Source organism: Desulfocastanea catecholica (assembly GCF_054657295.1).
Map to the genome: position 1 here is coordinate 126,507 of NZ_BAAHYZ010000007.1, position 26,859 is coordinate 153,365.

General features: G+C 54.0%; 24 protein-coding genes. 8 read left to right on the forward strand and 16 right to left on the reverse strand.

The window, feature by feature from the left end:
- Positions 1 to 192: 192 nt before the first annotated feature.
- The 5 genes from ACYQ8U_RS08605 to ACYQ8U_RS08625 are packed head-to-tail and all read right to left on the reverse strand — an operon-like array spanning position 193 to position 6,833.
- On the reverse strand, positions 193 to 2,649 hold the full coding sequence (locus ACYQ8U_RS08605; protein WP_459945127.1) for a bifunctional aconitate hydratase 2/2-methylisocitrate dehydratase: 2,457 nt from the start codon (positions 2,647 to 2,649) through the stop codon (positions 193 to 195).
- A 52-nt stretch (positions 2,650 to 2,701) separates the two neighbouring features.
- Complete coding sequence (locus tag ACYQ8U_RS08610) at positions 2,702 to 3,784, reverse strand: AbrB family transcriptional regulator (RefSeq protein WP_459945128.1); 1,083 nt, start codon at positions 3,782 to 3,784, stop codon at positions 2,702 to 2,704.
- Between the two features lie 47 nt (positions 3,785 to 3,831).
- Positions 3,832 to 5,355 carry a tripartite tricarboxylate transporter permease gene (locus ACYQ8U_RS08615; RefSeq protein WP_459945129.1) on the reverse strand — a complete coding sequence of 508 codons (1,524 nt, stop codon included), beginning with the start codon at positions 5,353 to 5,355 and terminating at the stop codon, positions 3,832 to 3,834.
- Positions 5,352 to 5,804 (reverse strand): tripartite tricarboxylate transporter TctB family protein, encoded by a 453-nt coding sequence (locus ACYQ8U_RS08620; protein ID WP_459945130.1) that lies wholly within the window; start codon positions 5,802 to 5,804, stop codon positions 5,352 to 5,354. The genes ACYQ8U_RS08615 and ACYQ8U_RS08620 overlap by 4 nt, the downstream gene beginning before the upstream one ends.
- A 60-nt stretch (positions 5,805 to 5,864) precedes the next feature.
- A complete protein-coding gene (locus ACYQ8U_RS08625) occupies positions 5,865 to 6,833 on the reverse strand; it encodes a Bug family tripartite tricarboxylate transporter substrate binding protein (protein ID WP_459945131.1) in 969 nt (322 codons plus the stop codon).
- A 251-nt stretch (positions 6,834 to 7,084) separates the two neighbouring features.
- On the opposite strand from ACYQ8U_RS08625, the gene ACYQ8U_RS08630 reads away from it, so the two are divergent.
- The gene (locus tag ACYQ8U_RS08630; protein ID WP_459945132.1) at positions 7,085 to 8,704 is read left to right on the forward strand and encodes an ATP-binding protein; all 1,620 of its coding nucleotides are present in this window, start codon (positions 7,085 to 7,087) and stop codon (positions 8,702 to 8,704) included.
- Entirely contained in the window at positions 8,701 to 9,390 is a 690-nt protein-coding gene (locus ACYQ8U_RS08635) for a response regulator (RefSeq protein WP_459945133.1), read from the forward strand. The genes ACYQ8U_RS08630 and ACYQ8U_RS08635 overlap by 4 nt, the downstream gene beginning before the upstream one ends.
- A gap of 33 nt (positions 9,391 to 9,423) precedes the next feature.
- On the opposite strand, the gene ACYQ8U_RS08640 is transcribed toward ACYQ8U_RS08635, so the two are convergent.
- Genes ACYQ8U_RS08640 through rraA form a run of 4 tightly spaced genes read right to left on the reverse strand, consistent with a single transcriptional unit; the run spans position 9,424 to position 12,861 of the window.
- Positions 9,424 to 10,920: a tripartite tricarboxylate transporter permease gene (locus ACYQ8U_RS08640; RefSeq protein ID WP_459945134.1), complete on the reverse strand. Its 1,497-nt coding sequence runs from the start codon at positions 10,918 to 10,920 to the stop codon at positions 9,424 to 9,426.
- The gene (locus tag ACYQ8U_RS08645) at positions 10,921 to 11,349 is read right to left on the reverse strand and encodes a tripartite tricarboxylate transporter TctB family protein (protein ID WP_459945135.1); all 429 of its coding nucleotides are present in this window, start codon (positions 11,347 to 11,349) and stop codon (positions 10,921 to 10,923) included.
- Positions 11,346 to 12,347 (reverse strand): tripartite tricarboxylate transporter substrate binding protein, encoded by a 1,002-nt coding sequence (locus ACYQ8U_RS08650; RefSeq protein WP_459945136.1) that lies wholly within the window; start codon positions 12,345 to 12,347, stop codon positions 11,346 to 11,348. The genes ACYQ8U_RS08645 and ACYQ8U_RS08650 overlap by 4 nt, the downstream gene beginning before the upstream one ends.
- A gap of 37 nt (positions 12,348 to 12,384) precedes the next feature.
- A complete protein-coding gene (rraA, locus tag ACYQ8U_RS08655; protein WP_459945137.1) occupies positions 12,385 to 12,861 on the reverse strand; it encodes a ribonuclease E activity regulator RraA in 477 nt (158 codons plus the stop codon).
- A gap of 272 nt (positions 12,862 to 13,133) precedes the next feature.
- Here rraA and ACYQ8U_RS08660 point away from each other — a divergent pair, with 272 nt between their 5' ends.
- Positions 13,134 to 14,423 (forward strand): 4Fe-4S binding protein, encoded by a 1,290-nt coding sequence (locus ACYQ8U_RS08660; protein ID WP_459945138.1) that lies wholly within the window; start codon positions 13,134 to 13,136, stop codon positions 14,421 to 14,423.
- A gap of 23 nt (positions 14,424 to 14,446) precedes the next feature.
- Here the strand turns inward: ACYQ8U_RS08660 and ACYQ8U_RS08665 are convergent, their stop codons facing one another.
- From ACYQ8U_RS08665 to ACYQ8U_RS08685, 5 genes are all read right to left on the reverse strand, one after another.
- Entirely contained in the window at positions 14,447 to 15,583 is a 1,137-nt protein-coding gene (locus tag ACYQ8U_RS08665; RefSeq protein WP_459945139.1) for a response regulator, read from the reverse strand.
- A gap of 115 nt (positions 15,584 to 15,698) precedes the next feature.
- Positions 15,699 to 16,829 carry a 6-phosphofructokinase gene (locus ACYQ8U_RS08670; RefSeq protein ID WP_459945140.1) on the reverse strand — a complete coding sequence of 377 codons (1,131 nt, stop codon included), beginning with the start codon at positions 16,827 to 16,829 and terminating at the stop codon, positions 15,699 to 15,701.
- 95 nt (positions 16,830 to 16,924) lie between these two features.
- Positions 16,925 to 17,899, reverse strand: a complete 975-nt coding sequence (locus ACYQ8U_RS08675) for an SO_0444 family Cu/Zn efflux transporter (protein WP_459945141.1) — start codon at positions 17,897 to 17,899, stop codon at positions 16,925 to 16,927.
- A 9-nt stretch (positions 17,900 to 17,908) separates the two neighbouring features.
- A complete protein-coding gene (locus ACYQ8U_RS08680; RefSeq protein ID WP_459945142.1) occupies positions 17,909 to 18,106 on the reverse strand; it encodes a hypothetical protein in 198 nt (65 codons plus the stop codon).
- Between the two features lie 71 nt (positions 18,107 to 18,177).
- Complete coding sequence (locus ACYQ8U_RS08685; RefSeq protein WP_459945143.1) at positions 18,178 to 18,534, reverse strand: ArsR/SmtB family transcription factor; 357 nt, start codon at positions 18,532 to 18,534, stop codon at positions 18,178 to 18,180.
- A gap of 140 nt (positions 18,535 to 18,674) precedes the next feature.
- On the opposite strand from ACYQ8U_RS08685, the gene rsmI reads away from it, so the two are divergent.
- Complete coding sequence (gene rsmI / locus ACYQ8U_RS08690; protein WP_459945144.1) at positions 18,675 to 19,532, forward strand: 16S rRNA (cytidine(1402)-2'-O)-methyltransferase; 858 nt, start codon at positions 18,675 to 18,677, stop codon at positions 19,530 to 19,532.
- 5 nt (positions 19,533 to 19,537) lie between these two features.
- On the forward strand, positions 19,538 to 21,154 hold the full coding sequence (locus ACYQ8U_RS08695) for a hypothetical protein (RefSeq protein WP_459945145.1): 1,617 nt from the start codon (positions 19,538 to 19,540) through the stop codon (positions 21,152 to 21,154).
- A gap of 146 nt (positions 21,155 to 21,300) precedes the next feature.
- Here ACYQ8U_RS08695 and ACYQ8U_RS08700 read toward each other — a convergent pair whose 3' ends face one another.
- Entirely contained in the window at positions 21,301 to 21,444 is a 144-nt protein-coding gene (locus ACYQ8U_RS08700) for a hypothetical protein (RefSeq protein ID WP_459945146.1), read from the reverse strand.
- A 115-nt stretch (positions 21,445 to 21,559) separates the two neighbouring features.
- On the opposite strand from ACYQ8U_RS08700, the gene trpB reads away from it, so the two are divergent.
- The 3 genes from trpB to ACYQ8U_RS08715 are packed head-to-tail and all read left to right on the forward strand — an operon-like array spanning position 21,560 to position 25,367.
- The gene (gene trpB, locus ACYQ8U_RS08705; protein WP_459945147.1) at positions 21,560 to 22,807 is read left to right on the forward strand and encodes a tryptophan synthase subunit beta; all 1,248 of its coding nucleotides are present in this window, start codon (positions 21,560 to 21,562) and stop codon (positions 22,805 to 22,807) included.
- Positions 22,807 to 23,571 carry a tryptophan synthase subunit alpha gene (gene trpA / locus ACYQ8U_RS08710; RefSeq protein ID WP_459945148.1) on the forward strand — a complete coding sequence of 255 codons (765 nt, stop codon included), beginning with the start codon at positions 22,807 to 22,809 and terminating at the stop codon, positions 23,569 to 23,571. Before trpB ends, trpA begins: the two co-directional genes overlap by 1 nt.
- 17 nt (positions 23,572 to 23,588) lie before the next feature.
- Positions 23,589 to 25,367: a M3 family oligoendopeptidase gene (locus ACYQ8U_RS08715; RefSeq protein ID WP_459945149.1), complete on the forward strand. Its 1,779-nt coding sequence runs from the start codon at positions 23,589 to 23,591 to the stop codon at positions 25,365 to 25,367.
- Here the strand turns inward: ACYQ8U_RS08715 and ACYQ8U_RS08720 are convergent, their stop codons facing one another.
- Positions 25,368 to 26,780 carry a sigma-54-dependent transcriptional regulator gene (locus tag ACYQ8U_RS08720; RefSeq protein WP_459945150.1) on the reverse strand — a complete coding sequence of 471 codons (1,413 nt, stop codon included), beginning with the start codon at positions 26,778 to 26,780 and terminating at the stop codon, positions 25,368 to 25,370.
- Between the last annotated feature and the right edge of the window lie 79 nt (positions 26,781 to 26,859).

Here is a 26,859-nt window from a genome sequence, read left to right on the forward strand (position 1 = left end):
CTGTTCATACTTGCTTCACCGCCATCTCCATTACCAATGGAAGATTTTCATCAAGTTTTATCCAAAATTCCTCTGTGGTAAGATAATTCTGATCATTTCATCTCCATCCAGCTCAACAATTGGGTTCTTTACTTGTATCCTGGTCATATCAGACTCCTTTGGGCAGACTGCTTTGGGTGTACGTACCTTCCCCTATTTTCTGGCGAGAAAGGCAAAATATTCTTTTGCACTCGGCAACCTGCCCAAAAGACCGCTTATTGCGGTGAGTTCTGTCGATGCCAGATAGACCTGGGCACCATCGCCCAGCCTATTGTCGAAATTGCGGGTCGAGGTGGAAATAACCGTGGCCCCTGGCCGCACCCGCGCCTGATTACCCATACACAGGCTGCAACCCGGAATTTCGACCCTACAACCGACCTGGCCGAAGATGCTCAAACCACCCTCCGCCCGGAGGGCGTCGCGATCCATGCGGGTGGAGGGGGCTATCCACATCCGACTTGCCGCATACTGCTCACCTTCGAGCAGGCGGACTGCAGTTTGCAGATGACCAAGATGGGTCATGCACGAGCCGATAAAGGCCTCGTCGATCCTGGTCCCGGCAACTGCGCTCAGCGGTCTGACATCGTCCGGGTCATTTGGGACGGCCAGGAGCGGCTCAGAAAGAGCATCGAGATCTATTTCCAGGACCGCAAGAAACTCAGCCTGGTCATCTCTTTTCAGCAGTACCGGTTTTGCCAGCCATTCCTCCAGAGCCATGATCCGTCGCAGGAGAGCCTCGGTATCGGCATAGCCGTCCTCAACCAGGTGTTTCAGCAGGGTGATATTCTTGTGCACATTCTCCGTCACCGCCTGCAGGGGAAGAGCGACGGTGCAGGCAGCAGCGTTTCGCTCAGCGGAGGCATCACTCAGTTCAAAAGCTTCCTCGACACTGAGATCATCAATGCCTTCTATCTCCAGGATCGCCCCGGCAAAGATATTTTTTTTGCCCTGTTTGCTGACGGTAAGAAAGCCATGCGCAACCGCCGCCAGGGGAATAGCGTTGACCATATCCCGCACGGTGATACCCGGCCGACGCCGGCCAATAAAGCGTACCAGTACCGACGCCGGCATCTCCAGGGGCATGAAACCGAGCGCCGCAGCGAAGGCGACCAGGCCGGAACCTGCGGGAAAAGAAATGCCTAAAGGAAAGCGGGTATGGGAATCGCCACCGGTGCCCACTGTATCGGGGATGAGCATTTTGTTCAGCCAGGGATGGATAACCCCGTCCCCTGGTTTCAGTGCCACCCCGCCGCAATTGATAGTGGTCTCGGTCATTGTCTGCCACCGTGGACCATCAGATTTCTTGGGATAGGCGGCGGTATGGCAGAATGACTGCATGAACAAATCGGTCTTGAATCGCAGACATGCCAGCTCCTCAATCTCCTGCATAGTCATCGGCCCGGTGGTGTCCTGGGAACCGACGGTGGTTATCTTCGGCTGGCAGACCGTACCGGGCAGGACGCCAGGTAGTCCACAGGCCCGGCCGACCATCTTTTGCGCCAGGGTATAGCTCTGGGATACCTTGGCTTGCGGATTCTCGGTGGCTGCAAAAAAGTCCGGCTCCGGAACACCGAGAAAACTGCAGGCCAGACGGGTCAGGTCTTTGCCGATAATGAGATTCAAGCGACCTCCAGCCCGATATTCGTCCTTCAAGGTAGGTGGCGGTGACGCTACGGCGATTTCCCTGTCACCGCAAATGATTTGCCAGCTCGTCAAATCGAGAACAATCTCATCGCCTGTCTTCAGCTGCTGAACATCGCATTGCAGAGCTAAGGTTCCGGCGTCTCGGGCGGTAGCATAGAAGATCGGGGCAATGGTCGCCCCAAGCACGACACCGCCCCGCCGCTTGTTCGGGGTATTGGGAATATCCTGGCCGATATGCCAGGCCAGCGAATTGATCGCCGACTTGCGGGACGAACCGGTGCCGACCACATCGCCGGCAAAGGCGACGATCTTTCCGGCCCGGCGCAATTCGCTGATCTTTTCGATCCCGCCGGGAAATCGCTTGGACCCGAAGAAGGTGGCATGGAGGGGGATATCAGCCCGGGACTGCGCCTGGTTGCCGGGTGAGAAGTCATCCGTATTGATCTCCCCATCCACTTTATAGACGGTCAGGGCCATCGTCTCGGACAGAGCAGAACTTGTGGTAAACCACTCCGCTTTCGCCCATGATTCAATAATTTCCCTCGCGTAAGGATTTCGTTCTGCCAGTTCCGCTATCTGGTCAAAGGCCTCATACACTTTGATCAACCCTTTCAACGCTGCTGCGGCCGATGCTGCGCTCCCTTCTCTCGCCAACAGCCGCACCAGTGCCCCGACATTATAGCCACCGCCCATCTGTCCCAGCATCGCGATGGCGGATTTCGGTGCCAGTAGAGGCACAGAAACCTGGCCGAGCGCCACTTTTTCCAGCCACTCTGCCTTTACCTGTGCCGCCTGACCAACGCCCGGCTCGACCCGGTCCTGCAGCAGTCCTAATAGAAATTCACTTTCCCGATGGCGCTGTTCAAGGAGGAGAGTGACTTGCAGGACCTGTTGCCGGGTCAGCGGCAATGGTTCAACCCCAAGCATCAGTCGTGCTTTTTCTGTCTGCCTGTATTGTGCGATCATATGTGTTTCCTAAATTTGGATGGGGATAAATGAAGTAAATTGAGCGTGTTCTTTACCCGTTAGAGGATGTTTTGGTTTCGGTTTTTCTGAACATTCTCAGAAGAACGGGCAGAATAAAAAGCAATAAAATGATTCGAAAAAGATGATGCGTGGCGACGAAGGCCGAGTCGTACCCGAGAGAAAGGGCCATTGCCGCCATTGCCTCTACTCCGCCGGGTGCGTAAGATACCCATAGCTGGCCAAAAGGTAAATGAAGAATTTTTGCTGCCAAAACCGCAAAAAACGCGGCAAGACCGCTGGAAACGACAACCACGGCCATGGCTCCGCCAACCAGTCGTCTAATATCGGCAAGCGGAATAGTGGTAAATCTGGCGCCGATGACCGCGCCGGTAATGACAAAACCGACCCATAAAAATCCGCTTTGCGGCCGGCCGGAAACAACCCCCAGATAATGCAGGACGCCACTCACCAGGACCCCGGCTATCAGATAAGCAGCCGGTAATCGTCTGTTGTTTAATAGATAGCCAAAGAGCAGCGTCAGCAGGAACAGACCGGCGGTAGCCGCAAGAGAGATACTGCTCTGCCCGTTACCGCCGCCGCTACCGTGCTGCAGATCCATCAAGTCGAGTATCAGGGGCAGACCGGTCGTAATTGACAATAATCTGATGCTCTGAATAACGATGATTGCCCTGGCGTCGCCTACGCCGGTGGCAGCAATGGCCAGGGAATAACTCAGAGCCCCCGGCGAAGCCGCCAGGATCGCGGTCACCTTCGATTGACCAAAAAAGGATGTAAGAACCCAGCTGCCGGCAAAGAGCACCGCACCCATGACCAGGACAAGGCCGCCCAGGCTAAGAGGCCATTTCACCGCCAGTTCGAGGAAATCAGTGTTCACCCCGGAACCAAGAGAACAGCCGATGGCGGCAAAGGCCATATTCCTCAGCCACGGCGGAACAGAAGTAGGCAGTCGGCAAAACGATACGACGGAAACGGCAAGGGTGGAACCGATCAGGGCAGCGGCCGGAAGCCCGGCCATATGCGCCAGCAGAGCCCCAGCAGTACCTGTTGCAAGTGTGACAATCACCCGCAGCAGTGAATTGCCCTGCAACCCTGCCGTTATTGATTTTCCAGTCATACCTTTATTCTGCAATCTTCCTGTTCAATCCGATGCGGCCGGAGACATCATTTCTCGATATCCGCCGTTTCTTTTGTTCTGTTTCTCTTTATCCTGCTGTAAAGAGGCGGCAGAACCAGGATCAGCACGGTAAGAATGTAGATAACTATACTCCGTCCGGACTGCAGAAGAACCATCCAGTCGCCGCCGGATATTGACAGCGCCCGGCGCAGATTGTCTTCAAACAGGTTACCCAAAACCACTCCAAGAATGACCGGGGCAAGAGAAAAACCCATCTTCCTGATCAGCCAGCCAAAAAGACCAAGGCCGATGATCATGTACAGATCGAAAGGATTACTCACCACCGAATACACGCCGATAAAGGCCAGGACGGCGATCAGCGGGGTCAGATATTTCTGCGGGATGGTCAACAGCCGGGCGAACAGACCGACCAGCGGCAGATTGATGACCAGGAGCGCAAGATTACCTATATACATGGAGGCGATCAAGCCCCAGGCAATCTCCGGGCGCTGCTGAAACATCAAGGGGCCGGGCGTGACATTGAAAAGCAGCAGCGCTCCAAGAAGAATAGCGGTGGTTCCGGAACCGGGAATTCCCAGGGTGAGCATGGGTACCATAGCTCCCCCGGCCGAGGCGTTATTGGCCGCCTCCGGTGCGGCAAGACCGCGAATATCTCCGGTGCCGAAACTTGCCCCACTTTTCCCGGCTATCCGTTTTTCCGTACCATAAGCCACGGCCGAAGCCACCGAGGCCCCGGTCCCCGGCAGAACACCGATAAAAAATCCAATCAACGAACAGCGAAGGATTATCCATTTGACCACGAGCAGATCCTTGAGGGAGACAAAGCTTTTGCCGACCGGAAGGACCATCAATTTGCCGGTTATCTGATGTTCCACCAGAGTTATCAGTTCACCCATGCCGAAAAGACCGATAACGATAACGAGGAAATCAATGCCGGCAAGGATATCAGGAATACCGAAGGTGAATCTGGCTACCCCGGTATTGGCATCGATGCCGATGGAGGCGATCATCAGGCCCATTATCGCCGCGAGCAGAGTTTTCACAGGATTCTTGCCGACAAGAGAGGCCAGGCAGGTAAAGGCGAAGACCATCAGGGCGACATAATCCGAGGGATTAAAGTGAATCGCAACCGAGGCCAGCATTGGCCCGAAAAGAGACATGAGGATGACGGCAATCGTCCCGCCGACAAAGGAAGCGATTGCCGACAGGGACAGAGCCCGTCCCGCCTCTCCTTTTTTGGCCATGGGATTGCCGTCAAGGGTGGTAAAGACCGCCCCGGCATCGCCCGGAACATTGAGCAGAATGGACGAGACACGACCCCCATATTCGGCGCCATAGTAGATCCCGGCGAGAAGAATGAGGGCCGACTCGGGTGGCAGGCCCAGACCGTAGGCAATGGGCAGAAGAATGGCCACCCCGTTGATGGGGCCAATTCCCGGCAGGGCACCGATAAGTGTCCCCGAGAAACAGCCGATAATCACGTAGAGGAGATTCATCGGGTCAAGGGCGACACCAAAACCTTGGTAGAGTCCGGAAAGTACTTCGTTCATGACAGTCCTCGCACTATGTGTAAAACCATGCCTTCCGGCAGGTTCAAGTCCAGCAAGACGGCGCAGATCAGATACCCGAAACTACCGGATGCGACACCAAACAGCACCGCCTGCCCGACAGTGGCACCGAGAATTTTCGAGAGAACCAGGCAAAACAGGGTGGTCGACAGGATAAAGCCCAGCGGCTCAAAGAGATAGGCGTAGCCCGACAACAAAATGATCAGGACGGCAACACGAACAAGGGTCGTCCCGAGAACCTTGAACCCACCGCCATCGGGCAGTAGGATTATATAAATACAGCAGAGACCGGCAAAGACCGCAAGTATCTGCGGCCAGCTCTCGGGCCCCAGCGGGTCATACTGGAATGGTGCTTCAATTATGGTGAAGGCAATAAAACCATAGCCGAGGACAATGGCCAGGGCGATACAGCCAAAAATTCTATCCGCCATTTCTCCCTCCGAAAGCCCCGGTCCACATGTCGGACCGGGGAAGTTTTCTCAACCGAAATCTTACTTGATCAAACCTGCTTCCCTGGCGATGCCACGCATCCGTTCAACGCGCCGTTTGACATCTGCATCGAACTCCTTACCGGCCATATTGAGCGGGAGGAGACCTTTTTCTTTCTGGATCTTGGCGAATTCCTCCGTTCCATACACACCATTGAAGGCGTCTACCCAGGCGTTATATGCCTCATCAGAGACGTTCTTGCCCATATAGTACCCCCGCATGATGGTCCATTCGACATCATAACCAAGTTCCTTGGCCGTGGGATATTCAGCAAATGGCGCCGGCAGACGATCGGCGGACATAACGGCGAGAACGCGCATGCTGCCGTCCATGTGCGAGGCCATCTCAGCAACATCCCCGGTATAGACTTCGATACTGCCGCCGAGAAGCCCGGCAATGGCGTCACCGCCGCCGTCATAGGCAACATAGCGCATCTTTTTCGGATCTTTGTCAACCGATTTGATGAGCAGTGCCGCCTTCATCCAGTCCTGCGAACCCACCGAGCCGCCTGCACCGACGACCACACTGTTCTCCGCCTTTTTTAATTCCGTCATCAAATCAGCCAGCGTCTTGAACCTGGAGTCGGCCCTGACGACTACTGCGCCGAAATCAGCCCCGGCGGAGGCGAGCCACCGAACATCGTTTTCCGTCCACTTGCCGTATTTTCCGGTGGCAATATTTAAAAGGGATCCGGAAGAAAAAGCCACGATGGCATTGGGATCATCGGTGCGGGTGGTATTGAACATATTGATGGCCACCGCACCGATTCCTCCCGGCATAAAGGTCACCTGCATGAGTGTCGGAAGCTGATCTTTCAGGCCCAGCATGGCAATACGACAGGTCAAGTCAAAGCCGCCGCCCGGTTTGGCCGGGGCGACACACTCAGGTTTTTGAATTGCGGCGCCAAAGGCCGGGCCGACGATAAGAGATGTACAAAATAGCGCTGCTGCAGCAAATTTCAGTAATTTCATAACGTGCTCCTTTTTTAATGCTTCCTGGATTGAGATCAACGCCGGGGGCAAGCCCCCGTTCCCCGCAGAACGATAAGGATTTTTTATCTGTCAGGGCTCACTATGAATATATTGCAACAATGCGTCAACATAAGGTTTCTTTAGGGTGCTTTTGTGTTTTCAAGGTACTTTTGTAACTTTTGTCGGCAGATAATTACCGGCAGCGAAATATTCCAATTTCTAAAAATGCATTTTCTCTTTATAGTTGCACTATGAAGACTGCCGTCATCAATCTCTATCAGCTTAGACGCCCCAAACGGTTGCTCGACTCGGTGACCATTATCATCATGATTCTGGTGGTGGTACTCTTGGCGGCCATTGGCACCATCTTTTCCCAGCTGACCTTCGACATCGTCGACAAACAAACGCAAAAAAGAGCCATTCAAACCGCTAAACAGCTCGCTGTGCTTCTTCTGCGACAGAACTTCATGACCACCCCGGGCGACCTGCGCTCGTTCGAGGCCCTCAGCGAGACAATTGAGATGCAGACCGACGTTGAATATATCATCGTCACCGACAGCAACGGTATCATTCTCGGTCACCCCGACCCTGCGTCAATCGGCACAAAAAACAGTGATCCTCTTATCAGCAGGGCCCTGAAGTACGGCACTGATTACTCGCAACGGACTATTGAAAATGGCCGTCCATTTATCCGTGGTTCAGTCCCTGTTCTGGACCGCAATTATACAATCATCGGTGTGGTTTCGGCAGGATATCCGGTTGAATTGATGCGCAGGGTTTCTGATGATTATATCGAAAAGATCATCTTCTTCATCTTTGTCTTTATAACCCTGGGACTGGTCTCGGCGATTTTTATCGCCAAGGGCGTCAAATGGATAATATTCGGCCTTGAACCAGCAGAAATCGCCTATATGTTCCAGGAAAGAACCGCACTTATCGAATCAATCCGTGAGGGTATTATTTCAACAGATGCCGACGGCAAGATAGCCCTGGTCAACGAAGCGGCATTGCAGACCCTTCATCTGCAGGACAAGAAGGAGCTTGAAGGCAAGCACCTGAACAGCTTTTTTCCCGACCTCGATGCCGCACATATTCTCACCACAGGCGAACCGGTTTCCGACAGAGAATTTATCCTCGGCGGCATACCGATTATCGTCAACGTCGAGCCGGTTGGAGAGCGGCACGGGCTGGTAGTAACTTTTCGAAAAAAGGAAGATATCGACATTATCGCCCGGGAACTCTCGCAGGTCCAGACCTTCTCCGACATGCTGCGTGCGCAGACCCATGAATATGCCAATTCCCTGCATACCATTGTCGGCCTGCTGCAGATAGGCGCATACGACGATGCCCTCGATTTTATTGCCGACGAAACTAAAGGACAGAGAAAACTGATTCGCTTTCTCACCGAAAATGTGCCAGACAGATTCCTCTCTTCAATGATCATCGGCAAGTGCATGTACGCCAGCGAACAGAAGGTCGAGCTGATTATTGATCCGGAAAGCCGAATGATCGATCTTCCCGACGAACTCGATCGCCATACCCTGACGACCGTGCTCGGCAATATAATCGACAACGGCATTGACGCCGCTGTTGCCGGCAACGACAAACCAGAAGTCCGTCTCTTTATGTCCGATTTCGGCACCGACCTCATTTTTGAGGTCGAGGATTCCGGCAACGGCATCGACGAACAGCTGCTGGACACTATTTTTGACAAAGGTGTCTCCACCAAAAGCGGCAGCCAGCGGGGATACGGGCTCTATCTGGCCCAAAAAGCCATCAACACACTCGGTGGAACAATCACGGTTGAACAGGGCGATGGGAATGGTACTCGCTTTGAAATCATCATAGCCAGAAAAAGGTACGGGTCATGAAGCTCCTCGAAGTGGTCATTGTCGAAGATAACCAGAAGATTTCCAGAACACACCAGGCCTTTGTCGAAAAGGTCAGCGGCTTTGAGGTGACCGGTATCGCCAACAGTATTGCCGATGCGCGATTACTGCTTGAGACCCTTGAGCCGGACCTTATTCTCCTCGATATCTACTTCCCGGAATCAAATGGCATCGAGTTTCTCCGGGAACTGCGCGCCGGCCACCACAGCACCGATGTCATCCTCATCACCGCCGCACGGGAGGTGGAAATGCTCCATAACGCCCTGCAGTGCGGCGCTTTCGATTACATGATCAAGCCGGTCTTTTTTGAGAGATTCCAGGAATCCCTTACGCATTACTCCTCCTACAAGAAGCAGATGGGCAGGGCGGGAACGCTGACCCAGGAGGAAGCCGACCGGCTGTTTAGAAAATCGGCGCCGGCGGTGGCCATGGGCAGTGACGACGTGCCCAAGGGCATTGATACGGTCACCCTCAAATCGATCCTGAGCATAATTTCAGAGGAGAGCAACAGGGTGGTGAGTGCCACGGAAATGGGGAAGGCTATTGGAGTCAGCAGGACAACGGCGAGAAAATACCTGGAATATCTTATTTCCGAAGGAATACTTACCATCCATCTCGATTATGGCACCAAAGGACGGCCCGAGCGAAAATACCGCCTGGCAGGTTAACCGAGAATAACCATTTCAAAAGGTATCAAGAGATTATGTCCGAGAACGGCTTCGTCTCTGCATCACCGCTTTCACCAGGACGACACAGAGCACACAGCTCCACAGGATGACCGCCACCGGGCTCTGCAGCAACCCGCCGACATCCCCGCCGGAGAGGGTAAGCGCCATGCGAAAATTATCTTCAAAGGGCTTGCCGAGGACATATCCGAGAATGAGTGGCGCCAGAGGATAGTCGAACTTCCTGAGACCATAGGCCAGAAAGCTGATCAGCACCATGATCAACAGGGAAACCATACTCTGACTGATGGCATAGACACTGACAAAACTGACCACGACAATCACCGGCATGAGCACCCAGCCGGGGACGGCCAGCAGCTTGGGGAAAAAGCGAATCATCTTCAGGTTAACCAGCAGCAGCAGGAAATTGCCGAGATACATGGAACCAATCATCGTCCAGATGATTTCAGGATGGGTCAGACACAGACCTGGACCCGGATCAATATTCATCTGCAGCAAGGCCCCATGCAGGACGGCTGTCGTGGCACTCCCGGGAATGCCGAGAGCCATGAGGGGAATAAAGGCGCCTAGAGCGCAGGCGCTGTTGGCTGCCTCCGGGGCTATGAGCCCATGGAGGTTACCCTGACCAAAGGGTATCGTATCCTTAGCCGCCAATTTTTTCTCCAACCGATAGGCAGCAAGGTTTGCCACATAGGTGCCGGCGCCAGGTAAAATGCCAATCAGCAGCCCAACAAGTGAAGCACGCAGGCAAGACCATTTCACCCGACCGAACTCGGGCAACAAACCACACACCTTATCGGTGATTGCCTGGATTTTTCTGTTACCAGACGGTTTTTCCATGAGTAAAAACGATTCACTGAGGGCAAAGACACCGAGTACGACAATGATAAAATCGATACCATCAAACAACTCAGGAATGGTCGAGGTATACCGAAACGCCCCGGTTCCCCAGTCGAGGCCGACAACGGACATCATCAGGCCAAGGCACAGTGACAGCAGGTTTTTGATAAAAAGGGTTGGGGACAAGATGAGAATGAGCACAAAGACAAAGGCAATGAGCGCGACATATTCAGCAGGTCCGAAGGAGTCGCCGATGTCGGCAAAAAGAGTGGCGGTAAAGGTCAACAGCAGTATGGCTGCCGTTCCGCCGACAAAGGAACTCGCCGCCGTCAATGCCAGCGCTTTTCCCCCATGCCCGGAGAGCGCCAGGGGGTAGCCTTCGTTTCTCGTGGAAAAGGAACTGATATCGCCGGGCACATCGTTCAGGATGGCCGAAATCCTGCCGGTGTATTTAGCCCCGTAGTAAATCGCCGCGTAGAGGATGAGAGCCGTTTCCGGGGCAAGGCCAAAGGTGTAACTGACCGGCAGCATGAGAGCAATGCCGTTGGCTGCGCTGATACCGGGGAGAGCCCCGACGAACATGCCGATCGTCATGCCCACGCCGAGCATTAATAGATTGACCGGCATTGCCGCATCGAGCAGTCCCTGCAGGAAGAAGTGGAGGGTTTCCATTTAACCGCCCATGTGAAAGAGTGCGCCAAGCGGCAGCGGCACCCCAAGCAGAAAATGAAAAATACCATAAAAAAATATGGCGATACACAAGCCGGTCAAGAGTCCCTGCATCCAGCTGCTGCCGACCAGACGAGCGATGACATACACCGAGATGGTGGTCGCCAGCATGAACCCGAGTAACTGGAAGGAAAGCAGATAGAACAAGACAGCAAGGGCATGTTTGCCAACACTCTTTTCGAGGTGCAAAATTGACATTCTATGAAAGAACAGGCTCAGCAGGCAGAGCGTCAGTAAACAGCAGGCGAGGAGCACGGGAAAGGCCCGGGGGCCAAGCGGTTCATAAGCAAAAGGGACCTCAATCTTCAGCCCGAAATAGAGGTAGACAGCTCCGCCAAGAAATAAAAACAGAATAAAAAAGCGCTCACTCACGGAACCAGCCCAAATTTTTGTCCAAACTCCCGCTGCTGCCGGACAGTATATTTGACATACCGGTTGAACTCTTCGCCGATGATCATCAGGGGAAACAGGTGCAGTTTTTCTCTTTCGCGGGCCAGGACTCCCGATGACTCGAGACGATAAAGAGTGTTGACCCACCAGTGATACTCGACACTTGAAATCTGCGGCGGCAGATAAAAACCACGCCAGACCGGCCACACCACATCATAACCCTGTTCTCTGATTGTGGGGATCACGCTATACTTTCCCGGCAGCCTGTCCCGCGAAAAAACGCCGAGGATTCTGATCCGCCCGCTCTCCAGGAACTCGACCACTTCGGTGAAGTCGCCGGGAAAAACCTGAATATGCCCTTTCAGTAAAGCCTGGGAGGCTTCACCTCCCCCTTCAAAGGCGATATAGCGTATTGCTTTGGGATTGATTGCCGCACTATCAAGAACCAGAGCGAGCTTCATCCAGTCCTGACTGCCGATGGAACCGCTGGCGCCTATGACAATGGTTTCGACTTTTTGCCGCAAGGTATCGAGTAACTCGTCCAGGGTCTGCCATGGTGCATCGTCTCGCACGGCGATTATGCCGTAATCGGTAGCCACGGCACCCAGCCAGCGGACATCCGCCTCGGTATATCTGCCGAATTTACGCAGGGCCAGGTTGAGTGCCGTGCCGGTACTGACGGCAACGACGGTGTTGGCGTCTTTTGCCCGGACGCTGACGGCATAGTTAAAAGCCAGGGCGCCGATACCTCCCGGCATATAGCGAATGGGCATGTCAAGCAAGAGCGATTCAGCGATGGATGCCGAGAGCAGCCGGCACATGATATCATGCCCCCCGCCGGGCTTGGCCGGGGCAATGCACTCCGGTTTTTCCAGCTCGAAGCAGTGCGCCGGCGGGCTGCCTGCCAGGTGAATCCCCAGCACAAAAACAAAGACAAGACACCACATAGGCAGTTCCTGATAATTTTCCTCAATTTTCACCAGGGGCCAACTCCCAGTTATGTCGCAATTCCCTGCGTTATTTTGCCTGTTCCGCTGACACGACAACGCCGTCAGCGTCGGCATACAGCCATTCACCCGGCCTGAAAGTAACCCCGGCAAAAATTACCGGAATCCCTGCGGTGCCTGCCCCTTTTTTGACGCTCTTGCGCGGGCTAGCGGCCAGGGCAAGAACGCCCAGCGGCATCTTGCCAATGTCCTCCAGGTCACGAATAGATCCGAACATCACAACACCCGCCCAGCCGTGGTCAACCGCCTTCTGGGCTAATTGATCCCCAAGCATGGCGCAACGGCGCGAGCCTCCGGCATCGACCACGAGAACCCGGCCCTCGCCCGGTTGCCCGAGTTGTTCACTGACCAGGGAATTGTCCTCAAAACATTTCAGGGTGGCTATCCGGCCGTGAAATGACCGAAGGCCGCCAAAATGGCGAAACACAGGATCACAAACCTGTAGCTTTTCTTCATATTTATCGTAAAGATCTGCAGTCTTCGTCATTGTGCTCATTTAAAATCCTCGCTCAAACCGACGTTGGTTGATAAAGAAACCATTCATCGAAACATCCTACAAGAATTTATTTCTTTGTCATATCTGTTTATTTTCAAGATGCAGCACTACCACCGGGCGAAGAGCTTCTTTCGTTTCCGGCGGTCATTTTTGACTCAGGTCAATGCCTTCATGAAAATATTTGTTATATAAACGATGAACAACAGCGGAACCTTGTCTTCCGGACTCAGTGCACTTGAATCCCTGCAACGCACGGCCAAAATATGAGCACAACGATCCTTACACTGCCCAGCGTCCTTTTTCTCGCCGCCCATGCCTTTCGAATGGGCAGCCCCGGCGGAGCCGTCTTCTGGCTGATCGCCGGTTTTCTGGCCATCGCGCCGGTACCCTGGAAGAACTGGGCGCTGGCCGGACTGCTGGCTTTCGGCGCCTGGCTCTGGACAGACATCACCCTGGCCCTGGTGCAGCAACGCATGGTCCTTGACCTGCCGTGGGTGCGTCTGGCGGGAATACTTGGCACGGTCACCCTGCTCTGTCTGACGGCAGCCGTGATCAACGGACGCAGGGCTTACTGCAACAAAACACCAGGCAGTCTCGTGCAGGGGCTGGCCTTCCTGCTGGCGGTCGCCGGTCTGGCCAGCGCCAGACAGAAAACATCGCTGGACATTATTCTTTTTGACCGCTTTTACCCGAGCGGCGGCTGGATTGTCGTCATCCTGCTCGGCTGCTACGCGGCCTGGATCGCCGGCAAGATGCTCCAGCCGGACAATTCGGCCAGATGGCGACGTACCATCTGGACAATCTTTTCGGCGGCGTTCTTTGTCCAGCTCCTGTTGGGACTAGTCGGCTTCGAACGGTTTTTAATGACCGGCAATCTGCATCTCCCCATACCGGCACTGATCGCCGCCGGTCCATTGTACCGCGGCGATGGCTTCTTCATGCTCATTCTCTTTGCCGTCACCCTGGTTCTGGTAGGCCCGGCCTGGTGCAGTCATCTCTGTTATATCGGCGCCTGGGACAACCTGGCAGCCACTGGCAAGCCCCGGGCCGGTACCCTGCCCGGATGGACAAAGACCCTGCGCTGGCTGCTCTGTCTTGCGGTGCTGGCCGTGGCACTCCTGCTTGGCAGAAGCGGCCTGCCGGTCTCTTTTGCCATCGCTGCTGCAGCGGTCTTCGGTCTTGCCGGTGTTGGGCTCATGCTCATCTGGTCACGACGCACCGGCATGATGACCCACTGCACTACCTATTGCCCGATGGGCTTGCTTGCCAATATCTTTGGAAAAATGAATCCGTGGCGTATCCGGATGCAGAGCGAATGCTGCGCATGCGGTATCTGCAGCCGTTCCTGCCGTTATGGAGCACTCTCCGCCCGAGATATCGAAGGCCGCCAAGCGGGGCTTAACTGCACCTTGTGCGGCGACTGCATTGCCGCCTGTCCGCACGGCCACCTGCACTATCATTTTCCCGGCCTGAGTGAGCATTCCGCCCGCTCCGCCTTTATCGTCGTCATTGTTGCCTTGCATGCCATTTTTCTTGGCGTTGCCCGGCTCTGATTTTTTCATACCGGTGAACGATTTCAGTCCATCCACTCTTTCTTAATCGCCAGAATTTCCGAGATATTGGCGAAAAACACATCAATTATCTCAGGATCAAAATGACTTCCCCGGCCTTCCAGGAGAATGTTCTGACAGACGTCCTCGGACAGAGATTTTTTATACGGTCGCTCACTGCCCAGGGCGTCATAGACATCAACGACGGCAACGATTCGGGCGATTAAAGGGGTCGTTGTGCCAGACAGGTTGCAGGGATACCCCTGGCCATCCCAGCGCTCGTGGTGGCAAAGGGCGATCACCATGGCCATCTCCAGCAAGGTGAGTTCTCGGATATCATCGGCCATGCTGATTATCTCGGCAAAATCGACTTTTTCATGCTCTTTTGCGGAAGAATAAGGACGGAGAATATCACAGCCGATCTCGCAGTGTTTCTTCATAAGGTGCCACTCTTCCGCACTCAGTTTTCCCGGTTTCAAAAGAATGGTGTCGGATATGCCGATTTTGCCTATGTCATGCAGCGGTGCCGCTTCAGCAAAGGTTTTCGCCAAAAAAGAATCCAGGCCCATGGCCTTGGCGAGAAGCAGGCATATCTTGCCGACGCGAATAACGTGCCGGCCGGTTTCGTTATCACGGTATTCGGCAGACTTACCAAGACTATACAGGAGCTGGTGCTTGATCTCCTCCAGTTCGATTGTCCGCTGTTCAACTTTTTTCTCGAGATTCTGCTGATAGTCGCGGTTTTGCCTGATGAGTTCGGCAGCCTCAAGCGCTCTTTCAATGGTGTTTTTTACCAGGGAAAAATTCTCAATCGGTTTGGTAATGAAATCACGGGCGCCTATGCGCAGGGCATCAACTGCCTGATCAACCGCACCGATGCCGGAGACCACGACAATAGGTATATCCGGCCACCGAACCACGGCTTTTTCGATAAAATCATGGCCATTCATGATCGGCATGTTCAAATCAACGGTCACCAGAGCAGCCGGCCATTGTTCCAGGAGAAAAAGGGCGTCTAAACCATTTTCCGCAGTCTTGGTCTCATAGCCAACAGTTTTCAGATACCTGGACAGCATACTCCGTATTTCAGGCTGATCTTCGATAATCAAAATACGCTTATTGGTTCCAGTGGATGAATCGCTTTGGCATCTCCCGTCGGACACGCTCATTCTCCTTCCTGCCCAAATTCAATGAATCCTGTTCACCCTTTGTTTAGTATACTTATAGGAAAATAAATTACAAAAAAAGATGCGCGTTCGGCACAAAGAGCTACGCGCATCAATCACCTAAACAGGTCCCGACATTACGGGCGGCACAAATCCATGGATGATCCGGCGGTACCAGTTTTTTCTTACCGACAACATCTTTTAAGGGAACGTTTTTTGTACCCTCTCCATGAACGGCAATCATCACACCGTATTGTTCTTTTTCAATGCAATCGACACAGGCACTGCCAAGCCGGGTTGCCAGCATTCTGTCCGCGGCAGACGGTGTTCCGCCCCGCTGGTAGTGGCCAAGAATGGTCAGTCGTGACTCGAGCCCGGTCATCAGTTCCAGTTCCTGGCTCAGTTTGAGGGCACTATTCCCCTGTATGCGGCTAAACTCCCGTAAGGCCTCTTCCGCTTTTTTCAGCGCCTTGCTGTCCCCTTTTTCCTTTGCCCTGGCTTTTTTATCTTTCAAGATTGTTAATTCGGCATGATCATCAACGCAGAGAGCCCCCTCGGCGACGGCGACAATGCTGAAGTTGGTGCCGCGCTGCTGGCGCTTGCGAATGGCGTTGGCAGTTGCGTGCAGGTCATAGGGAATTTCCGGAAGTAAAATGACATCCGCCCCTCCGGCAACTCCGGCACCCAGGGCCAGCCAGCCGGCGTTATGGCCCATAATCTCCACAACGATTATGCGATGGTGGCTATGGGCGGTGGAGTGGAGGCGGTCAATGGCCTCGGTGGCTATCTCCATTGCGGTATGAAAGCCGAAAGTTACATCGGTCATGGCCACGTCATTGTCGATGGTCTTTGGCAGAGTCAGGATATTCAGTCCTTTCTGGGCCAGACGATAGGCATTTTTCTGCGTCCCTCCACCGCCGATGCAGATCAGAGCGTCAAGGTTATGCCGTCTATAGTTATCACAGATAACCTCGGTCATATCCATTACCTCACTGCCGACGGGCATCTTGTGCGGTTTATCACGGCTTGTTCCAAGAATTGTTCCCCCTCTGGTCAAAATCGACGAAAGGGTCTCTCGATCCAGACGCATCGTCCTGTTTTCCATCAGCCCCCGGAAACCATCGCGAAAACCGACAATATGCATCTTGCCCGTAGCCAGAGCCGATTTACCGATTGCCCGAATGGCGGCATTCAGTCCAGGGCTGTCTCCACCCGCAGTTAATATACCGATATGTTTACTCATTTTTCCTCTTCATTAATTACTTGCGTTTTTAAAATGACAAATAATATTCTCTGCATTATGACTGCTCTACTCAATAACATCAAACTATTAGTTTGTTATTTACAACAAGAACAATGATCTTCTTCCTCTTTGTGTCCCTGGTGCACATTGCTTTTCAGTGGCCTGTCAACAGATGGAAACGGACTGATAAAAGTAGTCGGCACTGGCTTTTTCCTCAACTTTTTCCGAACTGTTGTCATCAACGGCTTAACAGAAAGGCCCAGCAGCAGGATAACCGCCGCCAGTTTGACCGTATCCGGAACCAGCTCCGAGGCTTCGCCGATAATGGCCCGGGGGGAGATGCCCGCCATGTGATATAACATGTCGATACCAAGACCAAAGAGTACTGCACATGCGGACAGAACAGTGAGATAGAGCAGCGTACTCCTTTTCCCAAGGATACCCATTAAAACGGAAAGGGATGTAATATTGGTGGCTGGACCGACCAGCAGAAAAACCAGCGCCGCGCCGGGACTGACCCCTTTCATGATCAGCGCCGCGGCCACAGGTGTTGAGGCGGTAGCGCAGATATAGAGCGGCACCCCGACCACAAGCATGACCAGCATGGAACTGAGTCCGCCGCCGAGCAGGGTTGCCATCAGATCGTCGGGGACGAGGGTGGTAATCAAGCCGGCCAGAAAGACGCCGATAAAAAACCAGCCAACGATATCTCCCCATACCTCCCGATAGCCAAAACGCACCCCGGCGACGAGTTTTTCGACCAGGCTATGATGGTGGGCATGGACCTCCTCGGGACAGTCAAGCCCATCGCAGCAGCCGTCTACCGGACAACTGCGATCCACCGCTATTTCCGCTTTGTTTTTCTGCCAGAAGAACAGGTTTTCCGCCAGCCCGGCAACCATTGCGGTCAGGAACGCGGCGACCGGACGAACAATCGTCATCACCGGATCGAGAAGCGCGTAGGTGATGGCGATCGAATCCACCCCGGACTCGGGGGTGGAGATAAGAAAAGCGCTGACGGCGCCCTTATTGGCGCCCTGCTTGCTCAGTGATGCTGCCGCCGGCAGCACACCACACGATCAGAGCGGCAGCGGCACGCCAAGCAGTGCCGCCTTGACGACAGAACTATATCGCCCTCGCCCCAGGTGATTCAGGACGGTATTGGGGTTAAGGATTACCCGCAATAAACCGGCTATGGTTATACCCATCAGGATGTAAAACGATGAGTCCAGCAGAATATGCCAGATTTCCAGGAGTAATTGTATTAATAATTGCAAAATAGTAGTCCTCTCTTTCAGATGAAACACATTTCCTGTGTGGTAAAAATGTAAAAATATACCTGGATTTTTTATCGATGACCTTGCAGCAGCGAACCGGCAAAGCTGATCAACTCGATCAATCGCCTGTCCGCGGGACGGTAGTACAGGACCGTACCCTCCCGTCTGTTGACGACCATGCCCATGGTGCGCAGCAGCCGCAGTTGATGGCTGACCGCCGACTCGGACACCTCGAGCAGCGCGGCCAGATCACAGACGCACATTTCCTGCTGCAGCAGGGCATGCAGAATTCGCAATCTGCCCGGCTCGGCAAAGGCCTTGAACAGCTGACATAATTGCTCAACCTGTGCAGGCTGGAGATCGTGAGACCTGGCCAGATCTACTTTTTCCTGATGGATAATGCGACTGCCGCACCGATCATTTTGCATGTTCTCTCCTTGTTAGTATATGATCACATATTCATATACATTTCTTCCGTATCCGTCAAGAAAAGCAGATGCAATTTTTCCGTTGATTGAGCATACTGTACGACATTCCTTTTTTGACCTTTTACCATAAGTGAGCCTCTATGCCCTCCGCTGGACACAAGAAATCCGGAACGCTGTATATCGTTCCCACCCCGATAGGTAACCTTGAAGATATTACCCTGCGCAGTCTTCGCACGCTCAGGGAGGTTGACCTCATTGCCGCGGAAGACACCCGGCATACCAGAATACTGCTCAACCATTTCGGCATCCATACCCCGCTGATCAGCTATTACCGCGAAAAAGAGCTGGAACGGAGTGAAGAGATCGTGCATCGCCTGCAGGAAGGGCAGAATATCGCCCTGGTCAGTGATGCCGGAACCCCCTGCATTTCCGATCCGGGGGCAATTGTCGTCAAGCTGGCCCACGAACATGGCTTGACCGTGGTGCCGCTGCCCGGGGCATCGGCCTTGACGACCGCCCTTTCCGCCTCCGGCATCACTGCAACCAGCTTTCTGTTTGTCGGTTTTCTGCCATCTAAAAAAGGGCAGCGACGCAAATTGCTCGCCTCCCTGGCGGCAAGTGAACACCCAATCGTCCTTTACGAATCGCCGCACCGGATCGAGTCACTCCTCGGTGACGCGCTGGAAACCCTCGGGGAACGACAATCGTTCTGGGCGCGAGAACTGACCAAAACCTTTGAAGATCTGCAGCATGGCACACTGAGCGAGCTGCTGGCCAAAAGCCGGGCAGGCCGAAACCGCGGGGAATTTGTCGTCATTATCTGGCCTGGCGTGCAGGAAGAAGTACAGGGGCAGACGGTGGAAGAGCTTCTTCTCTGGTACCGCGATAACTCCGATCTGTCCTTAAAAGATGTCAGCCGGCGCCTGGCAGCCGATCTTGGCCTGTCGCGGTCGCAGATCTACCAACAGGCCCTCACCCTCTGGAAGGAGGCAGACTGAAAAATATGCAACGATTAGAGACATGCGTCACCCCGCAAGGCAATTTTCAGTACGGCATTCACAAACCGGCCTATACCGTCACCAATCTCCGACCTGCCGCCGACATTAAAGTTCTCGGCCTGACCGAAAAAAATGAATCCGTCAACAATGACAGAAACTATCCCGCAGGGGATGTGCAGGTCAGCGGGGCGGACTGGATCTTTGAGATTCCCAACCCCTTTCCCTTCAAAGGGCGAACCTATATCGACAAGGAATGGGCGGACGCCAGTGCCGAGAATCCCCAGCGTATCCGCCTGCCGCAACCGGAACAGGTCTCTCTCAGTGAGACGCTGCAGCAAAATGACATTGACGGTAGTCTGCTGGAACAGCTGCCCACCCCTCTGCTGCTGGCGCTGGCCACCTGTTCGACCGATGCCCGCGATCTGACGCGACTTGCCGAATTGAGCTGCGACATCATCAGGGACGCCGGTGGCCCGACAGGTCTGCGTTATCGGCAGGATGGTTCCGGCCGCCTCCGGCCGGTCATCCACAACCACGCACTCTTTGAGGCGGTGGCCAATAATCCGCACCTGCCGGATGCGTATAAAATAGTCATGGTCATTCGTCCCGGTGCCCAGGGCGGCAGCGAGATCGTCGGCGAATGGCCGCGACAGACAAACAGCCATGTTTTTGAATACCTGCGCCGCAATTCCTATATTCCGGGCGGCCACTATGCGGCGAATATGGCCGATGACGCCATCCGCTACGCCATCGACACGCTGAGTGCCGACGATATCCAGGGGTTGCGCCATCTCTATTATCAGCGCAGTTACGTCCGGCTGGCCGAAGACCTTGGCCGCCGTCTTCCCCCGGCAAGCAAAAAAAGGGCTCTCACCGAGCAGGAACTGGAAGAGCTGCGCTTGATAGTACTCGCCGCCTCAGACACCAAAGAGATAGCTTTGGCGACCCTTTGGGGCTGGAATTTCGGTTTCGACTTTGCCCCCAGCCACTACCGCCTGCATGCCTCCCACCAGCAGATCCATCAACAGTACGCGCTGGTGCCGGATCAGGTGGACAGCTACCATCACGGCAGCCAGGAGCCTGTCGGACGGATGTCCGCCTACAGCTGCGGCGATCTCATCGCCGAGGTGATAGACAGCTATTACCTGCAGCACAAGAGTGATTTTTTTGGTGATTACCGGCAAGCGATTGGTGCCAACCGGCGCATGGACGATCGGACCGATCTGGCATCGAGCCTAGTGGTGTGGCGTGATGCGAGGGTTATGCTCTTTGTACCCAAGGCGCAAACCTCGCAATGGGAACTGCAGTTGATGACCCTGCCGGGCAAGGACGGCGACCTGGCGGGAAATATTTTCGAATGCGACAGCTCCATGCGCCGCTCTGTGGATACCGGTATCCTCATGGCCCAGAAGGCCCTGGCCGGGCTTGGCGCAAAGATGGTCACTTCCATTGAATATGCCAAGAGGCTGCACGAAAAGAGGAGCTCTCGTCAGCCTCTTCTCTACGCCTTTCTCCCCCGCCTGCCGGAATCCCCCGGGGCTTTCAGTGAGGCGCAGCTGCGGTTTATCAACGGCCACTATCCGGAGGATTTTTGTGCCGTGTGCCGCAATCAGTTAGGGTAAGGCGGAAAGACCATCTCCGCCTATTTTCCCGGCACCATGACCGGGCTGAGCAGGCAGCGGCAGATAACTTTCTGCAGGCCCAGCTGGCTGCGTGGAGTGATAATCAACATGAGTGCAGGTCACCTTCGGCTCGGCGAGGTTTCCGGCTAAACGGCAATGAGAGCATTTTCTTTCTTGTGAAATACGATAGAAGTAGTGTATTTTTCAAACCCTTGAATGCCGCATGGAAAGGTCAATATTTTGTCTGAATCGATTATCGGGTTGTTTACAACTTCGCCATATTTCGTCATACTGTTCTCCTTGGCCTGAAAGGTAATTACTATTATCAGTGTAGCAAAAATACCGACCGACATGCAAAGCGGCCGCATGTAAATGTCCCGCATAAAATACCTTACGGAGAAAGTAATGGAAAATAAAGGCTTTTTTGGGAAATGGGGTGGAGCGTATATCCCGGAAATCCTCCATGAGACGTTTGAACAGCTTAATCTCAACTTCCGACAAGCCAAGGAAGATCCCAAATTCTGGCAGGAATACCTCGATCTTATGTCGACCTACTCCTGTCGGCCGACCCCGCTGACCTTTGCCGAAAATCTCACTAACCATTTTGGCGGGGCGAAGATTTATATCAAACGCGAAGACCTCAACCATACCGGCGCCCATAAAGCCAATAACGTTATGGGCCAGGGGTTGCTGGTCAAAAGGATGGGCAAGAAGCGGGTGATCGCCGAAACCGGCGCCGGCCAGCACGGCGTGGCCACAGCGACCATGGCGGCCAAATTCGGCTTGGAGTGTACCGTCTATATGGGCGAGGTCGATGTGCAGCGGCAGCGGCCCAATGTTTTCTGGATGGAAAAGATGGGCACCACGGTGATCTCGGTCAAAGACGGCTCGAGGACCTTGAAAGATGCGATCAACGAGGCATTCCGGGACTGGGTCACCAACGTCGACACGACGCATTATGTCCTTGGCACGGCCTGCGGACCGGCACCTTTTCCGGAGATGGTCTCCTGGTTCCAGTCGATCATCGGCATCGAGGCAAAAAAACAGATCCTGACGCGGCACGGCAAACTGCCGGCCCGTGTCTACGCCTGTGTCGGCGGCGGTTCCAACGCCATGGGCATCTTCCAGGGTTTTCTTGACAACCCCGAGGTCGAACTCGTCGGCGTTGAGGCCGGGGGAAAAGGTATCGACACCGGCAGACACGCCTCAAGGCTGTGCGGCCACGACGCCAGTCCGGGCGTTGCCCAGGGTTACAAGACCATGTTCCTGCAAAATGACGACGGCCAGATGCTGGAAACCCATTCCGTGGCCGCCGGGCTTGACTATGTCGGGGTCAGCCCGATCCTGTCCCACCTGGCCGATGAAAAGCGTGTTCGCTTTGCCTCGGCCACCGATGACGAGGTCATCGAGGCCCTTGACCTGACCATGCGCCTGGAGGGGATTATTCCCGCCCTCGAATCGGCCCATGGATTTGTGCAGGCCTTCAAGGAAGCACCGCATCTCCACCGGGATGAAGCTCTCATTATTAACCAGTCGGGCCGGGGCGACAAAGATATCTTTACCATTGCCCATGCCTTTGATGATCCTTCCTGGAAAGAGTTTATCATTGCCCGCGGCAAGGAATATGCACAAGACAAAAAGGTGAAATCATAATGTTACTCGAAAAAATCCTCCGCAGCCGATTAGCAGAAAAAGACATTCTCCTCATGACCCATATCGTTCTCGGCTACCCGTCCCTGGCGACAAATCGCCAGGTTATCAGCCAGATGGTCGAAGGCGGTGTCGACTGCATCGAAATGCAGATACCGTTTTCCGAACCCATGGCCGACGGTCCGGTCATTTTAAAGGCGAATCAGGAGAGCCTGGCTCTGGGCACCAGGGTTGCCGACTGTATCGCCTTTGCCCGCGAAATGACCGGACAGTACGATATTCCTTTTCTCTTTATGACCTACTACAACATCGTCTTTAAATACGGCGAGGAGCGGTTCTTTAAGGATTGTCAAGATGCCGCCATTAAGGGGCTGATCATTGCCGATCTGCCACCGGAGATGGGCGGGAATTTCTTCCGGCTGGCGACACGCTATCAGATTGCCCCGATCCTTATTTTTGCCCCGACCTCAACGGACAGGCGGATGGCCGAACTGAACGCATCCGCCGCAGGTTTCATCTACTGCGCCGCCCGCCGCGGCGTAACCGGCAAGCAATCCGAGTTCAACGACGATTTTGACACCTATCTGGTCAGATGCCGGGCGGCGACCGCTCTTCCTCTTGCCGTGGGCTTTGGCATCCGCAACAAGAAAGATGTCGCGGCCATTACCGGTAAAGCGGACATAGCGGTTATCGGCTCGGAGACGATTCGGCTGGTCGACGAACAAGGCGCCGAAGCGGTCACACCATTTATCAAGGGGTTACGATAAATATCATGGAGGTGGCCATGTCCGATACAGAGAAATTGAACGATACCCTCGGCACCACGGAAGTCCTGTGGAACCTGACGGATTTATATTCCAGGACGGATGATCAGTATATTCAGTCCGATATCGACTGGTGCGAAGCCGAGGCGGCCGACATCAAGAAAACCTCGTACGGCCGGGTTGCCGAGCTGGACGCGGCGGCACTGCTGCTGCTGGTCAAACGATTGGAAAACCTTGATTGCGCCCTCACCAAACTGGGCACCTTCTCCTTTCTCAATTTCACTACCCGCATGGAGAATGCCGAGGCCGGAGCGCTTGATCAGCGGATCCATGAGTTATACAGCAAATGCGGCACGGAAACGGTGTTTTTTGAGCTGGAATGGAATCAGCTCGACGAACAGCGGGCCCGTGCACTGCTGGACAGCCCGCAGCTTGACGCCTACCACCATTATCTTCAGGCCCTGCGACGCTATCGGCCGCACCAGCTGAGCGAGGCCGAAGAGAAATTACTCCTGGAAAAAGAGGCGGTGGGGCGAAACTCCTGGACCACCCTTTTTGACAAGGTCCTCAGCAATCTGAAATTCGGTAAAAAAAAGCGCACGGAGGAAGAAGTCCTGACCGACCTCTATCACCGGGACCGGGCCATCAGGCAAACGGCAGCAACCGAGATGACCGAGGGGCTGCACGACAACAAGCATATCCTCACCCACATCTTCAACACCCTGGCCGCCGATAAAATGATCACCGACCGGCTGCGCAGACACTCCAGCTGGGTCAGCTCGATGAATCTGCACAATGAACTGCAGGATTCCACCGTCGAAACGCTGATAACCTCGGTTACCGCACGCTATGACCTGGTTAATCGCTACTACCATGTCAAGCGGCAACTGCTTGGCGTAGAGCGGCTGGAGGATTATGACCGCTATGCGCCCCTTCCCTCCTTGCCGACAAAACAGATCGACTGGCAATCGTGCCGGCAGACGGTGCTGTCCTCCTTTACCGCCTTTTCACCGCGAATGGCGGATATTGCCGAGAAATTTTTTTCCGAAAAATGGATCCATGCCCCGGTAGGCGCCGGAAAACGTGGCGGAGCCTTCGCCCATCCCTGCGTTCCCGAGGTGCATCCCTATGTAATGGTGAACTATACCGGCAACCTGCGCGACGTCTCGACGGTTGCCCATGAACTTGGCCACGGCGTCCATCAGGTCCTGGCGGCAAGCCAGGGGCATTTCAACAGTGACACCCCCTTACCGCTGGCGGAAACTGCCTCGGTCTTTGCCGAGCTGCTCGTTTTCAACAGCCAGCTGGAACTTCTTGAAAACAAAGAAGAACGGCGGGCATTTATCTGTCAGAAACTGGAATCCATCTTTGCCACCGTTTTCAGGCAGACAGCCATGAATCGCTTCGAGAAGCTGATGCACGAGGGGCGACGCACACACGGGGAATTAAGCAGCGAACAACTCAGTGAGTACTGGTTGTCCACCCAGCGGGCAATGTTTGGCGATTCGGTGCATCTTGGCGATAACTACGCCATCTGGTGGTCCTATATCCCCCACTTTCTGTCAACCCCGGGTTATGTCTACTCCTATGCCTTTGGCGAACTGCTCGTCCTGGCCCTGTATGGCCTCTACCGGAAGGAAGGGGAATCCTTTGTGGAAAAATATCTGCAGCTGCTGACGTTGGGCGGCTCGCATTCGCCCTATGACCTGCTGCAGCCCTTTGGTATCGATCTGGACAGTCCGGCCTTCTGGCAAAACGGCCTGACGGTGATTGAAGAGATGCTGGCCAAGGTTGAATAATTATCCGTCGACCTTCTTGTTGCGCCGCCAGTGCGGATGGGTAATTCCCAGCTTGTTGATCTTGTAGTTCAAAGCTCGTGGACTTATGCCGAGCTTGGCGGCGGCGTTTTTCTGCACCCAGAGACATTCTTCGAGAATCTTCAGGATGAGCTCTTTTTCCTGTCCCGCCAGGGATTCGATCATTTCCATTTTCCCGTGGGAATCTTCCTGAACATGGATCATCGGTCTTTCATCGGCCGGCTGCTTACCGGTTTTTTCCGGCAGGGCGAGGTTGTATGAGTGTATTACGTCGTGGTCCTCAAGAATGACCGCTCGCTCTATGGTATTGGCCAACTGCCGGATATTCCCCGGCCAGTCATATTCCTGGATCAATTTTTTGGAATTTTCAGAAAATCTGGTGATATCGCTATGCATCGAGCTTGAACATTTTTTCAAAAGCAGCTCGGCTAAGGGAAGAATACAATTCTGCCTTTGTTTCAGCGACGGCAGACGGACCGGCAAGACGTTGATCCGGTAATAGAGATCTTCCCGGAACAAGCCTATTTCCACTTGATGTACCAGATCCTTGTTGGTGGCGGCGATAATTCGCACATCACTGTAGATGGTCTTATTGCCGCCGACCCGTTCAAACGATTTTTCTTCGAGCACCCGGAGCAGCTTGGTCTGCAGGCGCATGTTCATCTCGCCTATCTCATCGAGAAAGATGGTGCCGCCGCTGGCCTGTTCAAAACGGCCGATGCGCTGTTTATCTGCCCCGGTAAAGGCGCCTTTTTCATGGCCGAACAGTTCCGACTCGAGGAGATCTTCGGGAATATTGGCGCAGTTGATCTTCACAAAGGGCTTTTTGCGCCTCGGCGAATTAAAATGGACCGTTCCGGATAGAAATGATTTCCCGGTGCCGGTATCCCCGGTGATGAGAATAGTCGAGTCGGTTTTGGCAAAGCGTTCGAGGCTCTTGAGGATCTGCCGCATCTTCGGGCTGACGGCGATGACGTCTTTGAAATCATAGACCACGTCCTGCTTCCGGCGATGGTAGGCGATCTCGAATTTCTGATCGCGAATCTCAATGGCCTTGTCAACGGCGATGTTGATCCGGGTCGAAGAAATCGGATGGACGAGAAAATCACTCGCCCCCCGGTTCATCGCCTGCACAATTATTTCCGCCTTTTCCGATTGACTGGTCATGATGACCGGCAGGAACGGATCCTTGGTATGAATCTGCTCCAGCTGCATCATCGACTTTCCCTCAAGAGATTCGGTATCGAGGAAAATCAGATCAAACTGGCGGGCCTTGATCTCCGCTTGAAATTCGGCTTCGTTGGATATACAAGTCAACTCACATCTGTCCTGCAGCGCAGATATCAAGCCTTTCTTGGTACTCTCATAGGAGTCGGAAATCAGAACTTTATACATGGTGGTAATTACCAAAAGGTAAAATAGATTTCGAAAACGTAACAGCCTCCCTTCTTTATATGATGAATAGGAGAAAAAA

What these genes read in the sequence shown, in the direction of transcription:
- ACYQ8U_RS08605 (WP_459945127.1), bottom strand. Translation starts at nt 2,649, where the DNA reads ATGATCGCACAATACAGGCAGACAGAAAAAGCACGACTGATGCTTGGG.
- ACYQ8U_RS08610 (WP_459945128.1), bottom strand. Translation starts at nt 3,784, where the DNA reads ATGACTGGAAAATCAATAACGGCAGGGTTGCAGGGCAATTCACTGCTG.
- ACYQ8U_RS08615 (WP_459945129.1), bottom strand. Translation starts at nt 5,355, where the DNA reads ATGAACGAAGTACTTTCCGGACTCTACCAAGGTTTTGGTGTCGCCCTT.
- ACYQ8U_RS08620 (WP_459945130.1), bottom strand. Translation starts at nt 5,804, where the DNA reads ATGGCGGATAGAATTTTTGGCTGTATCGCCCTGGCCATTGTCCTCGGC.
- ACYQ8U_RS08625 (WP_459945131.1), bottom strand. Translation starts at nt 6,833, where the DNA reads ATGAAATTACTGAAATTTGCTGCAGCAGCGCTATTTTGTACATCTCTT.
- ACYQ8U_RS08630 (WP_459945132.1), top strand. Translation starts at nt 7,085, where the DNA reads ATGAAGACTGCCGTCATCAATCTCTATCAGCTTAGACGCCCCAAACGG.
- ACYQ8U_RS08635 (WP_459945133.1), top strand. Translation starts at nt 8,701, where the DNA reads ATGAAGCTCCTCGAAGTGGTCATTGTCGAAGATAACCAGAAGATTTCC.
- ACYQ8U_RS08640 (WP_459945134.1), bottom strand. Translation starts at nt 10,920, where the DNA reads ATGGAAACCCTCCACTTCTTCCTGCAGGGACTGCTCGATGCGGCAATG.
- rraA (WP_459945137.1), bottom strand. Translation starts at nt 12,861, where the DNA reads ATGACGAAGACTGCAGATCTTTACGATAAATATGAAGAAAAGCTACAG.
- ACYQ8U_RS08660 (WP_459945138.1), top strand. Translation starts at nt 13,134, where the DNA reads ATGAGCACAACGATCCTTACACTGCCCAGCGTCCTTTTTCTCGCCGCC.
- ACYQ8U_RS08670 (WP_459945140.1), bottom strand. Translation starts at nt 16,829, where the DNA reads ATGAGTAAACATATCGGTATATTAACTGCGGGTGGAGACAGCCCTGGA.
- ACYQ8U_RS08685 (WP_459945143.1), bottom strand. Translation starts at nt 18,534, where the DNA reads ATGCAAAATGATCGGTGCGGCAGTCGCATTATCCATCAGGAAAAAGTA.
- rsmI (WP_459945144.1), top strand. Translation starts at nt 18,675, where the DNA reads ATGCCCTCCGCTGGACACAAGAAATCCGGAACGCTGTATATCGTTCCC.
- ACYQ8U_RS08695 (WP_459945145.1), top strand. Translation starts at nt 19,538, where the DNA reads ATGCAACGATTAGAGACATGCGTCACCCCGCAAGGCAATTTTCAGTAC.
- ACYQ8U_RS08700 (WP_459945146.1), bottom strand. Translation starts at nt 21,444, where the DNA reads ATGACGAAATATGGCGAAGTTGTAAACAACCCGATAATCGATTCAGAC.
- trpB (WP_459945147.1), top strand. Translation starts at nt 21,560, where the DNA reads ATGGAAAATAAAGGCTTTTTTGGGAAATGGGGTGGAGCGTATATCCCG.
- trpA (WP_459945148.1), top strand. Translation starts at nt 22,807, where the DNA reads ATGTTACTCGAAAAAATCCTCCGCAGCCGATTAGCAGAAAAAGACATT.
- ACYQ8U_RS08715 (WP_459945149.1), top strand. Translation starts at nt 23,589, where the DNA reads ATGTCCGATACAGAGAAATTGAACGATACCCTCGGCACCACGGAAGTC.
- ACYQ8U_RS08720 (WP_459945150.1), bottom strand. Translation starts at nt 26,780, where the DNA reads ATGTATAAAGTTCTGATTTCCGACTCCTATGAGAGTACCAAGAAAGGC.